Here is a 15,820-nt window from a genome sequence, read left to right on the forward strand (position 1 = left end):
GGTTGCGGAGTGCACGGGTGAAAATCAAATCAAACTTCCTAATTTCTGTTTCATTTTTCGCTTTGATTTCAACACAGTCTCTGGCAGCCCCGACATCTTCGTCAATAGTTGGAGATACTGTTACCAATCCTGTAACCGGCTTGGACACTACGGTCAGCGCGCTTATCGTAGACCCGGCTTCGACCCCAACCGCCGGAACAACGGCCTTTGTGGAAACAGCCGACGGCTACGTTTTTCTCGTGAAAGATGCGGGCGATACGATCTACAATTCTGACAATCCTCCGGCTGCTTTTGAAATTGTTTCCATAACCGGAACGACGGCACAAATCAGCAATTCGAGTGCTTCGGGCACGGCCAGTTTGTCCACCCAATTGACCGTTTCGCAGTACAACAGCAGCTTCAACAGTTCCGGCACTCCGGGTGGCGTGACCGCGCCGGTGGATGTCTCGGGACCAAATGGCGTGGATCAGGTTGTTTACGGTCAGGACGGAAGCAACGGTCGGGATGGCGCATTGTTTGTACCGCCAAGTTCAGGCGGCAATGGTGCCACAGGGCCCACTCAGACAAAAACCCTGAGCGGGGATGTCAATGCCACCAGTAACATTGGATGGCAGGTTGGCAGTGTCGGAGGCGACGGCGGGAACGGCGGTGACTCGTATCTGAGCTTTTGGGACGGGCGCGATGGTGGCGACGGTGGCAAAGGGGGCACGGTCAACGCGACGCAGGCGGCCAGCAGCACCATTCAAACGTCAGGTTCCGGCAACAAGGGTATTTTCGCGTTTAGCCGCAGCGGTGAGGCCGGAAACGGCGGCAGCGGTTTCGCGGCCCCGGGCGGCGGCACCGGCGGACACTCGGCCGACGGGGGTAATGTCACGGTCACCCAAGAAGGTACGATTTCAACAACCGGAGATTCCGCCGACGGCATCTACGCGCTTAGCGTGTCGAACAACGGCGGCAATGGTGGCTCTCAGTGGGGGCTGGTCGGGTCCTCTGGTGACGGCGGATATGGCGGCAACGGCGGAACTGTAACAGTCAACACCAAGTCCGGCGCCAGCATTTTAACGACTGGGAATTACGCAAACGGTATCTATGCTCAGTCGGTCGGTGGATCGGGCGGGTCTGCGGGAACAAGCGGAAACCTGTTGGTGTCGCTTATCGGCGGCGCAGATAATGGCGGCAATGGCGGTGAGGTGATTGTCTCGCACGCTGGTGCCATTGAAACCCGCGGCGATTTCTCGCGCGGGATTGTTGCACAGTCGGTCGGCGGCGGCGGCGGTTCGGGCGGAACCGCAGGCGGATTGGTTTCGCTATCGCTGGGCGGGGTCGGATCGAACGGCGGCAGCGGCGACGATGTCAGCGTCAGAATCGAGGGGACTGGCACTATTCTGACCTCAGGAACCGGCGCGGACGGTGTCATGGCTCAATCCATTGGCGGTAGCGGCGGTACTGGCGCGAACTCATATGGACTTGTCGCGATCGGCGGAACCGGGTCCAGAGGCGGATCAGGCGCTGCAGTCAGTGTAAGCAATTTTGGAAGCATCGTGACAGGTGGCGACGGTGCCCGAGGTATCATTGCCCAATCCATCGGCGGCGGCGGCGGAGACGGCGGATCGTCCGGCGGCATGGTCTCGGTTGGGGGTAACGGCAGTGGCGGTGGCGCCGGTTCGGACGTGACCATCGTGAATGACGGGATCATCACCACAACCGGAGACGATGCGATGGGCATTCTGGCCCAGTCTATCGGTGGCGGCGGCGGCAATGGCGGGTCGTCCGGATCTGTCGGTGCATTCGTTGGTGTGGCAATCGGCGGTGACGGCGGTAGCGGCGGCGCAGGTGGTGACGTCAACGTCACCTTGTCCAACACTGACAACACCCAACCGTCATCCATCCAAACATCGGGTGATCGCTCGACGGGTGTCTTTGCTCAATCTGTCGGTGGCGGTGGCGGCAATGGCGGTGGCGCAGTTTCAGTCGCCGTCGGCGCATTTGGGGCCGCGTCAATTTCGGTTGGGGGTTCCGCTGGTGATGGCGGAAATGGCGGAGAAGTCACTCTGACCGGCACCAATTCGGCATCTGTGCAGACCAGTGGGGATGATTCCGTTGGGATCTTGCTGCAGTCGGTCGGCGGCGGTGGCGGTAATGGCGGATATGCCGTTTCAGTCGCAGTGTCCGGCGGTCCGGTTTCCGGATCACTGGCCGTTGGGGTTGGCGGAGACGGCGGCACGGGCGGCATAGGCGGGCCTGTTACCGTTGGCCAATTCAACAGCAGCGGTGTTGGCACGGCTGCGGGTTTCGAAGGCACCGTTGTCACCACCGGCAACCGCTCGACCGGTATGTTGTTCCAGTCCGTCGGCGGCGGCGGCGGTAACGGTGGTTTGGCTGTCGCAGCGACCGGAGGTGCCTCGGCTCTGTTTTCCGGAAATGTCTCTGTTGGTCTCGGCGGTCAGGCCGGCAGCGCCGGGGATGGTGGTCTCGTCCGCGTCTATACTAATGCGGACATAACGACGACGGGCACGAACTCCAGCGGGATGATCGCGCAATCCGTCGGAGGTGGCGGCGGAAACGGCGGCGGCAGTATCGCTGCCGGGATCAGCGCAAGCGCAGGGGCCGCAGTCGGAATTAACGTTGGCGTGGGCGGAGACGGCGGCGGCGCAGGAATTGGCGGTGACGTCACCCTGATTGCCGGCGGAAATACAATTGAAACCAGCGGCGCATTCTCCAGCGGTGTCGTCGCACAGTCCGTTGGCGGCGGTGGCGGCAACGGCGGTTACAGCGTCGGGGCCAGCGCTGATTTCGGCGGTGCGGCGGCGGGATCTGTCAGCGTAGGTCTTGGCGGAAAAGCAGGCGGCGGTGGCGCGGGCGGCGCGGTGACCGCGCAGGTTGACGCGGACGTCACAACGCGCGGCGACGATTCCGGAGCTGTGATCGTGCAATCCATCGGCGGCGGCGGCGGCAACGGCGGATTTAGCGTTGCGGCTGGTCTGGCTGCGGGCGGTGCAGGTGCCGGCACCGTTGACGTCGGTCTGGGCGGCGACGGCGGCAGCGGCGGCATCGGCGGGACCGTCACTGGTGTTCGTGTGAATGGCGATGTTCGCACCGAAGGGCTGCGCTCGACCGGGGTGGTAATCCAATCCATCGGCGGTGGCGGCGGCAATGGCGGCTTCAATGTTACTGCTGGCGTCGCAGCGGGTGGTGCCGGTGCCGGTACAATCGGAGTCGGTCTGGGCGGAGATGGCAGCACAGGCGGCAACGGTGGCATTGTCGAAGGTCAGGTTGCAGGGAATGTCACAACGCTGTCCGACAATTCAGGCGGCGTCGTGTTCCAGTCTATTGGCGGCGGCGGCGGTAATGGCGGTTTCAATGTCACTGCAGGGATTGCGGGAGCAGGCGCAGGTGGAGGTGCCGTCACCGTGGGCCTTGGCGGCGACGGATCCGGTGGCGGGATTGGCCAATCAGTAACCGGGCGTGTCACAGGGACAGTCACCACGGGTGGCGCGGATTCCACGGCCGTGTTGGCGCAATCCGTTGGCGGCGGCGGCGGTAACGGCGGCTACAACGTCAGCGCTTCGCTAGCTGGCGCGGGTGTGGCCAGCGGCGCTGTATCGGTTGGACTTGGCGGTAATGGCGGCAGCGGCGCGGTCGGAGGAACAGTCGAGCTTACCACAACACAAAGTGTTACCACGACCGGAGACCGGTCGTCCGGTGTTGTCGCCCAATCCATTGGCGGCGGCGGCGGTAACGGCGGCTTTAACGTTTCAGGCACTGGCAGCGGTGCAGGCGTCGGCTCGGGCGCAGTCAGCGTCGGGCTGGGCGGCACAGGAGATGGCGGAGGAAACGGTGGCACTGTTTCCCTGACTTCAAACGGGAAAATCCTGACCCAAGGTGACTCTGCTACAGCGTTTCTGGCACAGTCGGTTGGTGGCGGCGGTGGTAACGGCGGCTTTAACGTCAGCGCGTCAGTCCAGGGATCGGGCACCGCGGGCGGCGCGGTCTCTGTTGGGCTGGGAGGTGCTGGCGCAGGCGGAGGTGACGGCAACACGGTCATCGCAACCTCTAACGACGCAGTTGAAACCCAAGGCGATCAATCGTCTGGCGTCGTGGCGCAATCCATCGGCGGTGGCGGCGGAAATGGCGGATTCAATGTGTCCGCTGTGATCTCTGGCGCAGGAACGGCGAGCGGCGCAATCGGTGTCGGGCTGGGCGGCTCGGGCGACACGGGCGGTGACGGTGGCAATGTCACGCTGACGTCAAACGGAACTATTTTGACCGATGGATTTGCCTCAGGCGGTTTTGTTGCACAGTCCCTCGGCGGCGGCGGCGGCAATGGCGGATTCAATGTCTCCCCGACTATCTCTGGCGCGGGAACCGCTGCGGGGTCGCTGTCAGTTGGCCTGGGAGGGTCAGGTGACGCCGGAGGCAACGGCACCCAGGTCACGGCCAAAACAACGGCGAATGTTGTAACCAAAGGCGACGCGTCCGTAGGTATTCTGGCCCAATCCGTAGGCGGCGGCGGTGGTAACGGTGGCTTCAATGTTTCGCCCTCCATTGCGGGCGCTGGCACCGGCGCAGGAACTGTCACCGTCGGTTTGGGTGGTTCTGGTGGCAGCGGCGGCAATGGTGGCATTGTTGGCCTGACCGTCGAAAACAGCGTTCGGACCGAAGGCGCGCAGTCGAGCGCAATTGTCGCGCAATCCATTGGCGGCGGCGGCGGCAATGGCGGCTTCAACGTATCTGCTTCCCTAACCGGTGCAGGTACTGGGTCCGGTGCCGCCGCTGTGGGGCTGGGAGGTCGCGGAACAGGTGGCGGCGACGCGTCTGCGGTAACTGCGAATGTCACCGGAAACATCGTGACATTGGGCGAAACCTCTACTGGCTTGTTAACACAATCCGTTGGCGGCGGCGGCGGCAATGGCGGAATGAACATTTCAGTCGCTGTTGCGGCTGCAGGAACCGGATCGGGCGGCGCATCGGTCGGCCTTGGCGGGGCATCGGGAACGGGCGGTGATGGCGGTACCGCAGAGGCGACTCTGACCGGGAACGTTTCGACACAAGGCGGCGACTCGGGCGGTGTCATCGTTCAAAGCCTTGGCGGCGGCGGCGGAAACGGCGGCATGAATGTCTCGGCCACCGTCACGGTGGCTGGCACCGGCAGCGGCGGTGCATCCGTTGGACTTGGCGGCAGCGGCGGCAGCGGCGGCAACGCGGATACTGCCAAAGGTACTGTGGTGGGCAACGTCACAACTGCTGGCGACAATTCAGGTGGTGTTCTTGTGCAATCTGCTGCAGGCGGCGGCGGCAATGGGGGGCTGAACGTCTCGGCGGCCGTGAACCTGTCGGGCACCGGCGGCGGAGCAGTTGGGGTCGGCATCGGTGGCTCAGGCGGAGATGGCGGCAATGCCAGCTCCGCTACGGGGTCGGTCACCGGGGATGTTGCGACTGCAGGCGAGAATGCAACTGGCGTTCTGGTTCAATCCGTAGGCGGCGGCGGCGGCAATGGCGGCCTCAACATCTCGGGCGCGATCAGCATTGCCCGCACCGGGTCTGGCGCTGCCGGTATCGGTGTCGGCGGATTTGGCGGCAGTGGCGGCACAAGCGGCGTAGTCGACAACACCTACGCGGGCGATGTCAGCACGGCCGGTTCCCGATCTGCCGGCATAGTCGCACAAAGCCTCGGCGGCGGTGGCGGCAATGGCGCTACGAACATCTCTGGCGCGATTTCCGTTGCCAGCAATTTCTCGGGCGGCCTTGGCATCGGCGTTGGTGGGTTTGGCGGCGACGGTGGCGCGGCGGATAACGTCACGCAGCGTGTCACCGGGAATGTCACGACAACCGGCGACGACTCGGTCGGCATACTGACGCACAGCCTTGGCGGCGGCGGCGGCAATGGTGGCACAAACATCTCGGCCGCCCTGTCCCTGTCCCGAACAACGAACGCGGCAGTGGGAATTGGCGTCGGCGGGTTTGGCGGCGGCGGCGCAAATGCCGGTACGCTGGTCCAATCGACCATTACAGGTGGCGTCAGAACCGAAGGTGACCGCAGTACAGGTATTCTGACGCAGAGCCTTGGCGGCGGCGGCGGCAATGGCGGCACAAACATCTCGGCATCGCTTGGCATCAGTCAGCAAAACGGTGGCTCTATCAGCTTGGGTGTTGGCGGCTTCGGCGGCGGAGCTGGTAATGGTGGCAATGTGACAAGCACCCTCCGATCCAACACGGGCACTAGCGGCGCAACCTCGGTTATTACGACGGGTTCGGACAGCATCGGCGTCATGGCTCAGTCCGTTGGTGGTGGAGGCGGCAATGGCGGTCTCAACGTTTCCGGCGCGGTCAGTCTGACTGGCAAATCCGGAGCTGCAGTTGGTCTAGGCCTTGGCGGCTTTGGCGGTGGCGGCGGTGATGCCGGTACGGTCTCACTGGACGTAGAAAGCGACGTGGTAACCGCAGGTGACGGATCACACGGCGTGTTCGCTCAAAGCCTCGGCGGTGGCGGTGGAACCGGCGGCGTGAACATCTCGGGCACTTTGTCTCTCACAAAACCATCGGGATCCGATACGATTTTCTCAGTCGCCGCAGGCGTCGGAGGATTCGGTGGATCGGGCGGTGACGCAAGCGCGGTCGATCTGGACTACACCGGAAGCGTTCAGGCGGTTCCGATGGTTCAGCAAACAGACGGCTCTTTCGCAGTTGATGAAAGCAAGGGGGCAAGCGGCATTATCGCGCAATCCCTCGGCGGCGGCGGTGGCAATGGTGGTACCAACGTATCGGGCGGACTGGCGATTAGCGGAAAACCCGGCGCCGGCCAGACGGATAGCAGCAAGTCCTACGCAGTTGTTGTTGGTGTCGGCGGTTTCGGCGGCGGCGGCGGTGATGCCGGAAACGTGGATGTGGATATCGAGGCCGGAAGTACAATCAGGGCGCATGGCACCGGGCAATCCGGTCTGCTGGCGCAATCCCTTGGCGGTGGCGGCGGCAATGGCGGGATGAACGTGTCCGGAGGGATAGTCTCGGACAGCTCGCTGATTGTTGGCGTTGGCGGATTTGCAGGAGATGGCGGCAAAGCTGGTGATGTAACGGTTACATCGCAGGCCGACATCACGGTGACAACCAACCCCGACGACATCTCGATCCCGGACGACACTACCTTCGAAGACAAACTGCGCGATTTCCTTGGGGACACGATCGTCGACGAGACCGAAGAACTGGCGTCGACCTTCGGACTGGAACGTTTGTTCATAGATATGGGCGTCTTCAACGAAGAAAAGCAGGATACTGACGGCTCGGCAGGTCTTATGGCGCAATCCATCGGCGGCGGCGGTGGCAATGGCGGCCTGAACGTTTCCGGGGGCATTGCCCTCAGCAAAGACGGCAAGATCCCTTCGGTGACCTTTGGTGTTGGTGGCTTTGGTGGCGACGGCAATGTTTCGGGCAATGTGACCGTGGACCATACCGGCGCTGTTTCAGTAGCTGGCAACTGGAAGCACGGTGTTCTGGCGCAGTCCATCGCTGGCGGCGGCGGCAACGGTGCGTTGAACGTGACCGGACAACTGAACTATGGCGACTCGAACAACTCCGACGGCAAGACCGATCTGAGCATCGTCGGTGGACTGGGCGGTCACGGTGGCACCGGCGCGGATGCGGGTGATGTATCCGTCACGCAAACCGGCAATATCGCGACAAACGGGTACCATGCCCGCGGTGTCTTTGCCCAAAGCATTGGCGGCGGCGGCGGCACTGGCGGGATCAATGCGACCTTTGTCGGCACCAAGGACAGCTCTCCTATAGCAATGGGCATTGGCGGCTTCGGCGGGGGCGGCGGTGATGCGGGCGATGTCACTGTGGCACGCGGCACTTCAGTCGCGACAGCCGGCACCATCCAGACTGACGGCGTTGGATCGCACGGCATTGAGGCTTCCAGCATCGGCGGCGGCGGCGGTGATGCCGGGATCAATGCTGTAGTAGGTATCAGCAAAACCACCGGCAGTCAGAGCAACGGCGGCACCGGCGATTCAACCGACCGCAAAACGCCGACCAACACGGGGGTCGATGACTCCGTGATTTCAAATTACAACGCCGTTCTGGATGAGCTGGAAGGCAAGGTGAACCCCGCAGATTCATCCGGCAACAAAACCGGTGTTTCAGCTGTAATTGCTATCGGCGGCGATGCCGGAACAGCGGGAGACGGCGGCACTGTGGATATAGATCACTATGGCGATGTCATCACCTTGCAAGACAGCAGCCACGGGATATTCGGTCAGTCCATCGGTGGCGGCGGCGGTAACGCTGCCCTGAACCTTGGCATGACCTACGAGCTGGCTTCGGATGCAACCAACAAAGGCTTTGGCCTGGCCATCGGCGGCGGGACTGGCGAAGGCGGTATTGGTGGCTCGGTCGATGTCCGCAACACAGGTAACATCACCACAAGTGGCGCTGACTCTCATGGTCTGTTCGCCCAGTCTGTCGGCGGCGGCGGCGGCAACGCGGGCTATAACTCTGCCTCCACATCGGTAGATGGCGGCAACGTGAACATTCAGATCGGTCGGACAGGTGGCACCGGTGGAAGCGGTGGCGATGTCTATGCAAGTTCGAACGGCGTCGTTCGCACCTCGGGCAACCGGTCCTACGGCTTCTTCGCACAGTCCATCGGCAATGGCGGTGGTAACTCGTCCTCGACCTCTATCAGCATTGGCACGCCAAAAACCGGCGACAGCAAAGGCAACAAAGCCAGCCTGTCCGTTGGGCTTGAAGGCGGTACCGGAGGCGCGGCGGGCGACGTTACGGCTGCGGTAGCAGGAACTGTGGCCACGGAAGGTTCGGATGCCCACGCCGTGTTTGCTCAGTCCGTTGGCGGCGGCGGTGGCAATGGTGGCAAAGCCAGCAACTCCGCCGGCAAGGGCACGTCCGTCGCGCTTTCCATTGGCGGCACGGGCGGCACCGGTGGTTTAGGCGGCAAAGTCGACGTTTCCAACACGGCACGCGTTGCGACCTTCGGAGACCGGTCGGTTGGCCTGATGGCGCAATCCATCGGTGGCGCGGGTGGTACCGGCGGTATGGTGCAGGCGGGCCAGTCAAACCTCGACACCATCAAAGCCGTCGTTAATCCATCGACAGTTGGCACAACTATTTCGGTCAACATTGGTGGCACAGGTGGCGACGGTATGACGTCGGACACGGTGACTGTCGTTAGCGACGGCATCATCACAACCGAGGGCACGATGTCTCATGGCATTTACGCACAGTCAGTCGGTGGCGGCGGCGGTATGGGTGGTCTGGTTGAAAACCGGATTATCAGCCTGCGCAAAGACATCGGTAACACCGCGACGCTGTCCATTGGTGGCAATGGTGGGACCGGAGCTATGTCTGCAGCTGTTTCTGTCACCAACCGCGACATGATCCAGACGACAGGCGACAAGTCCATTGGCATCTACGCGCAGTCTGTCGGCGGCGGCGGCGGCGATGCGCAACAGGTGCGCAACATCATATTGGGTCGGTCATCGGACGGGGCAACGACAAATGCCATTCTGATCGGTGGCACTGGTGGCACCGGCGGGTCCGGTAGCACGGTGACCGTCGTCAACGAAGCCGACGCCACAATTCGCACGACCGGTAGGGAAAGCCACGGCATCTTTGCGCAATCCATCGGTGGCGGCGGCGGCAACGGTGGCTCCACGATCTCGGTCGACGGGCGCTACGGCGGGGCTGAGGCCAGCACGCGTCGCGCGCTACAATTCGGGCTGGGCGGATCAGGCGGAATCGGCGGCACGGGCGGCGACGTCTCGGTGACCAACGCTGGTACAATCATGACGTCCGGCGCCGGCGCCCATGGTATCTTTGCGCAGTCCATCGGCGGCGGCGGCGGTAATGGTGGCAGTTCGATCACCGGAACGCTGCGCCTAAAGACGGGCGACAGCAGTTCTCCGACGGCGCAGTTGAACATCGGCGGTTCAGGCGGAAGCGGAAATGTTGCAGGCAACGTGGTCATCACGAACAACGGCGACATCCGGGTCGACGGCGCCGGAGCTTATGGCATCATGGCACAGTCCGTTGGCGGCGGCGGCGGCAATGGCGGACTGGCCGTTGCGATGGATGTCAACGACCTCAAGAACACCATGACCGGCAAGTCCTACTCGAAGATCGCCATTGGCGGATCCGGAGGAGACGGCGCTGATGGCGGCGACGTTACGGTCGACCATACGGGCTCTATCGTCGTGAACGCTGAGAACGGATTTGGCATCTACGCGCAATCCGTCGGCGGTGGCGGCGGCAACGCCGGGTATTCGGTGTCATCCCCGCTGGTCTCGGCGCTTGACTACACGATCTCACAGGCGTTGGGCGCGCGCGAAGGGTCGACCGGCACCGTGGGCACTGTGACTGTCAATTCGACCGGAGACATTCTGGTCAAAGGCGCAGGCAGCGAAGCTGTGTTTGTCCAGTCCGTGAACGGGGGCGGTGGCAATGTCGATACGTCTGTCGATTTCACCGGGTCCACTGCTGGCGCGACCGGCACCGTAATCCACAGCGATATCGCACTGGGGGGCGATGACGTGTCAGGCATGGCCGGCAATCAGGTTATGCAATCGCACAAGGGCAACATTGCCACGACAAGCAATATGTCCACGGCCCTGATGCTGCAGAGTATCGGCGGTGGTGGTGGTACGTCCGCGACCACAGTGGGTATTCAGGACGGCGACGGCATAGATATAACCGCCCGCCTGGGTGCGATAAATACGGACGACGCCAGCGGCGGAAACGTAGATGGCAGTCGGGCTGGTGATGTGGGCACCGATGGCGCCTTCTCGTCTGCAGGTACGACGCAGTCCATTGGCGGTGGCGGCGGTAAGCTGGTTCTGAACAGCGAAAGCGATGGCGGCGCAAGTACCGACCGGAGCGCGTCGGTCATTCTTGGTGCTGATCCCAGCTTCAGAAACGATGGCGGTGACATCAATCTGTCCCTAAACGGCAACGTTTTCACCAGCGGTGATCACGCCTTTGGTCAAAGCGTCCAAAGCATCGGTGCCGGCGGCGGTGAAGCTGTTGTTTCTGGTTTGGAGCGCATCGACGTAACGCTAGGCGCGCAAGATGACTCGACCGGCGACGGTGGAAGCATCGATACTGCCAACACAGGTGATGTGACCACCACTGGTAAAGGCTCGCACGGGTTTGTTCTACAAAGCATTGGTGGTGGAGGCGGCCTTGTATCCACCGACCTCGACGCCAGCCAGGTTTCAGTGAATCTGTCGGCGGCCAATGGTGGAGACGGCGGCGAGATTAAATTCACGCAGACCGGCAATATCATGTCGACCGGGGAAAATGCGATTGGGGTCGTTGCCCAATCCCTTGGCGGCGGTGGTGGTATCGTTGACTCGGTGTTCCGCGGTTCGGCCGGCGGCGTCGGCTCGGGTGGCGCCATTGAACTGAATGTGGATGGAAACGTCCTCTCGGTTGGCGAAGGGGGCATCGCGGTGTTCGCTCAATCCAAAGGACGCGACGGGGCGGACACAATGGCACTTGGGCTGGACGGCGTTGTCATGGGCGGCACCGGTCAGGTGGACTCGGTGGCTTCGATCATCTTGGACGGTGGCACCAACAATGTTCTGACTTTGTCTGAAAACTCTGTCCTGCTTTCCAGAAACGACCAGCTGTTGAATGCAAGCGACGGCAACGATCAGGTCACGCTTGCGGGCAAGGCGCTTGGGAACCTGGATCTTGGTGCGGGTACGAACGGCCTGACGATTGAGGAAGGTGCAACATTCTATGCACTGGATACGGTCAATCTGGGTGCCGCCGGACAAATGCAGGTGGACGGCAATCTGGTTCTGGGGAGCAATTGGAGCCTTAACGGAACTCTGTCCCCAACGGTTCAGTCAACCAACTTTGCATTCAGCGACAATGTCAGCCAGGTCACGAACGTCACTGGGAGCCTTGCCTTTGGTGCGACAGCAACATCGGTCTTCGACGTGTACTTCCTAACCTCGGGAGCATCCGGCGGTCGTAGCGACCTCATCAATGTTTCAGGGAATGCCACGATGGGCGGGACGCTGACGCCCCAGCTCAACACACTTCAACGCGCCCTGCCCCTGGTCATTATCAATCCTGAAGGAACCGTTTCGGATGCCGGAACGACAATACAGGACACGGTTGTATTGGATTACTCGATTGGCCTGAACGGCTCGACTTCGGACGGCAGTTCGATAGACCTCGTGATTACTCCGGACTATTCGACACCGGGCATGAATGCGAACCAGGCAGCGATCGGCGATTACATCAATCAGATTCTGAACGGACAAGGATCAGCTGCGCAAGGTGAGTTGTTCGCGTTGATCGGCAATATGCAGACAGAGGCCGAAGTTATTAACGCAATCGACAGCTTTACAACTGCGGATTACGCTGCAGATGCGGTGGATGCGTATTATGGCACACGAGTATTTGCCGAAGCTCTGCACAATTGCGAACGCTACACTGAATACCAGTCAGGAGACGATCCGCGCCGCTGCGTCTGGTTCGCGGGCGGCAGGTCCTTCTTTGACCGCGAGCAGACCGGAATTTATGACGAGTTGGATATCAACAACACCAACCTGTCCGCAGGTTTCCGACTGCCGGTCGGCGATGACCTCTACGCCGGATTTGCTTTGGGCCATGATCAGATCAGTCTTCGCAACGGGACACAGTACAACGCGACAGGTGATCGCTATAACCTCGGAGCGTCGCTCACCAAGTATATCGCCTCTTGGGAACTCGCTGCGATGCTCTCTGGTGGGTGGTCGGACTATGACACCGTTCGTTCGGGCGGGATCAGTGGAACCCTGCCAAACGGAACGGTTGTCGACACAATCGGCGTCAGCTCGATCAAGCACAAGATGAACCACCAAAATCTGCGCCTCAGCCTTGCCTACGATTACAGGTTTGCTGGCGGCAAATCCTACCTAAAACCGGAACTTGTATTGGACGCGACGCGCCTAGCCACAGAAAGCAACGGTAAGGCAACCCTGTCCGGCGTGTCGCTTCAGGATAGCAGCGACATGATCTATTCGATGACACCCTCGCTGGAAATCGGGACAGAACAGTATCTCACGTCTACACAGAAACTGCGCGCAAGCCTTCGTGCAGGTGCCATAATCTCGTCTCGTGACACAGTTTCGGTCAGCGCGGGCTTTTCAGGCGCAAGTTCTGCCGATGGCGGGTTTTCGAACACCAGCTTCATCGGCAACAAGCAAGGTCTGGTGTCCGCGGAATTGGGCCTCTACGCTATGGATGACAGCAGTTTCGTAAATCTCAATCTCGATCACATGTTCGGGGATTCCACCGAAAGCCTGCAAGTCAGCCTGGGGATCGGGGTCAAATTCTAATCAATGAGGTACAGCAGCATGAGAACCTGGAAATGCGCCGCGGCGTTGTCGTTTGGATTGATACAACCCGCCCTCGCACAAGAGAGTGCGGCACCGCCCTGGTCCGTCAATTGCAGCAATCTGGGAACAGGCACGGAACTTGTCTGTGAAATGACGCAGAGCATCGTCTTAAGTGAAAATAATCAGAGACTTGCCTCGATCGCATTTGTGAAATCGGCGGGCAATGACGAAACCGAAGCAGTTCTTACCCTGCCCTTCGGTTTGCTTTTCAGCGATGGGTTGACCGCAAAGGTCGATACGTCCGAGGTGGCCAAACTAGAGTTCCTGACCTGCGAAGCGCAAGGCTGTTTCGCCCGTTCTCCGGTATCATCGGATTGGATAGCGTCCATGCGCGCCGGCAAGCAGTTGACGATCGAGGCCAGAAACACCAACGAAGAACCGATATCCTTTGGCTTCGATCTGACCGGGTTCACTCAGGTGTCGGATCTTCTGCCGTAAGAGGCTGACGATAGCAGAAACCTTACCCTTTCCCGCAGACTGCCAAGTGCTAGTGGGATGCAACTTCCGTCTAAAGGCGCGCTGCTCGAAACCGAGTGAAAGCGCCACTAAACTAATTGGCAGGCACGGTGCGGGCTTGGGCCTCAAGTCCGCGCCATAATCTTGCGATTGCTGCACAAGACTTACAGTTTACAGACACGTCGATCCGTTTTTACTATCAAATTGCTTTATTCCAATATTTACAATCATGGGTGGCAATCGATGTCAGAGACTCTGAATTTACACAAGTTCGAAAATCTAAGCCCGTTTCAGATCAAAGATGAGCTAATTAAACTGGCAAAGAAAGAGTCGCGCGCCACGACGTTGCCTTATCTGAACGCCGGGCGTGGTAACCCCAACTGGATTGCCACTAAGGCGCGAGAAGCGTTCTTCCTGCTGGGCCAGTTCGCAATGACCGAGGCTCAACGTCACCGAAATGTACCTCAGGTGGGTTTGGCGGGCATGCCACAAGGTCCGGGGTGTTACGACCGGCTCAAGGCGTATTGCGCAGCTTCTGAAAAACAAAGCACGCCCCCCGGCGCCGAGGCGCTCGCGGCTGCTGTAGATTTCGCAATACAGAAGTTCAATTTCGATCCCGATACATTTGTTCTTGAGCTGACCGATGGGATTGTCGGCGACCACTATCCGATGCCAGACCGCTGCCTCGTGCATAACGAAACGATTGTCCACGAGTACCTGATGTGGGCAATGTGCGCGGGGCATCGACCAAATGCCAAATTTGACCTCTTTCCCGTCGAAGGCGGAACGGCGGCAATGTGTTATATCTTCAAGTCACTCAAGAACCAAAGGCTGTTGAATGCCGGTGACACAATTGCATTGGGCACGCCGATCTTCACGCCTTACCTTGAGATGCCAGTGCTCGAAGACTATTCCCTGAACGTCGTGGATGTCTCTTCAAAAGAAGAAGATCACTTTCAATTGACGGACAAAGATCTGGAAACTCTCGCGGACCCTAAGGTCAAAGCGCTGTTTCTGGTTAATCCTGGCAATCCGTCGGCGGTCGCCATCAGCCCGGAAGCGCTAAAGAGGTTGGTTGATTTTGTCAAAACGCGCCGCCCGGATCTGATTATCCTCACGGATGACGTCTACGGAACTTTCGTTCCGAATTTCGAGTCTGTGATGGGCCACCTGCCAGAAAACACTATTGGAGTTTATTCCTACTCCAAATACTTCGGATGCACCGGATGGAGGCTGGGAACGATCGTGATCGCCCAGAACAACATCTTCGACAAGATGATTGCCGAAGCGCCTGCTGAAACAAAGGCAATAGTCGAAGCTCGCTATGAGACTTTGTCGCCAAATCCATCAGAAATGAAATTCATCGACAGAATTGTGGCTGACAGCAGGGACGTTGCGCTTAATCACACAGCTGGCCTCTCATTGCCGCAGCAAGTCATGATGACCTTGTTTTCGTTGGTAGAAATGATGGATGAGGACAAGGCATATCAAGCGTTCTGCCGCAGTATTCTGGATCATCGCTTTACCGAACTCGTTGAAGGATTGGGCATTGAGGTTCCCGATAACCCGTATTTCGACAAGTACTACGGGATAATTGATTTTGAGTTCTGGCTTCGCAAATACGTCGGTGAAGAGGTCGTGGAATGGATCAAGGAAAACGTCCACCCGCTCGACATCTCTTTCAAGCTTGCGCAGGATCACGGGATCGTCTTGCTGAATGGCTCAGGTTTCGACGCGCCAAACTGGTCGGCACGAGTATCCTTTGCGAACCTGGATGACAGCGCGTACCGACAAATCGGGCGGGCTGTACGGGCAGTCGCTATCGGTTACGTGCAAGCCTACCGCGCTTCAAAAGGTGTGCCGATACACGGTTAGAACAGCGCGCTTAAACAGAAAGCTTGCATGAGGTTAGCCGGAATGGTTAACGGGCGTCTTCTGGCCGATATTTTGGTCGGCCAGAC

3 protein-coding genes are annotated in these 15,820 nt (G+C 60.1%); all 3 read left to right on the forward strand.

Annotated elements, in window-relative coordinates:
- Positions 1–17: 17 nt before the first annotated feature.
- The 3 genes from ACR0J0_RS13665 to ACR0J0_RS13675 all read left to right on the forward strand — a co-directional run bounded on the left by ACR0J0_RS13665 (position 18) and on the right by ACR0J0_RS13675 (position 15,734).
- Entirely contained in the window at positions 18–13,343 is a 13,326-nt protein-coding gene (locus ACR0J0_RS13665) for a hypothetical protein (RefSeq protein ID WP_480664701.1), read from the forward strand.
- Positions 13,344–13,361: 18 nt separating this feature from the next.
- Entirely contained in the window at positions 13,362–13,841 is a 480-nt protein-coding gene (locus ACR0J0_RS13670; protein WP_480664702.1) for an invasion associated locus B family protein, read from the forward strand.
- Between the two features lie 261 nt (positions 13,842–14,102).
- A complete protein-coding gene (locus ACR0J0_RS13675; RefSeq protein ID WP_480664703.1) occupies positions 14,103–15,734 on the forward strand; it encodes a bifunctional aspartate transaminase/aspartate 4-decarboxylase in 1,632 nt (543 codons plus the stop codon).
- Positions 15,735–15,820 lie beyond the last annotated feature (86 nt).

It is taken from the genome of Ruegeria sp. BF12, from assembly GCF_056538705.1.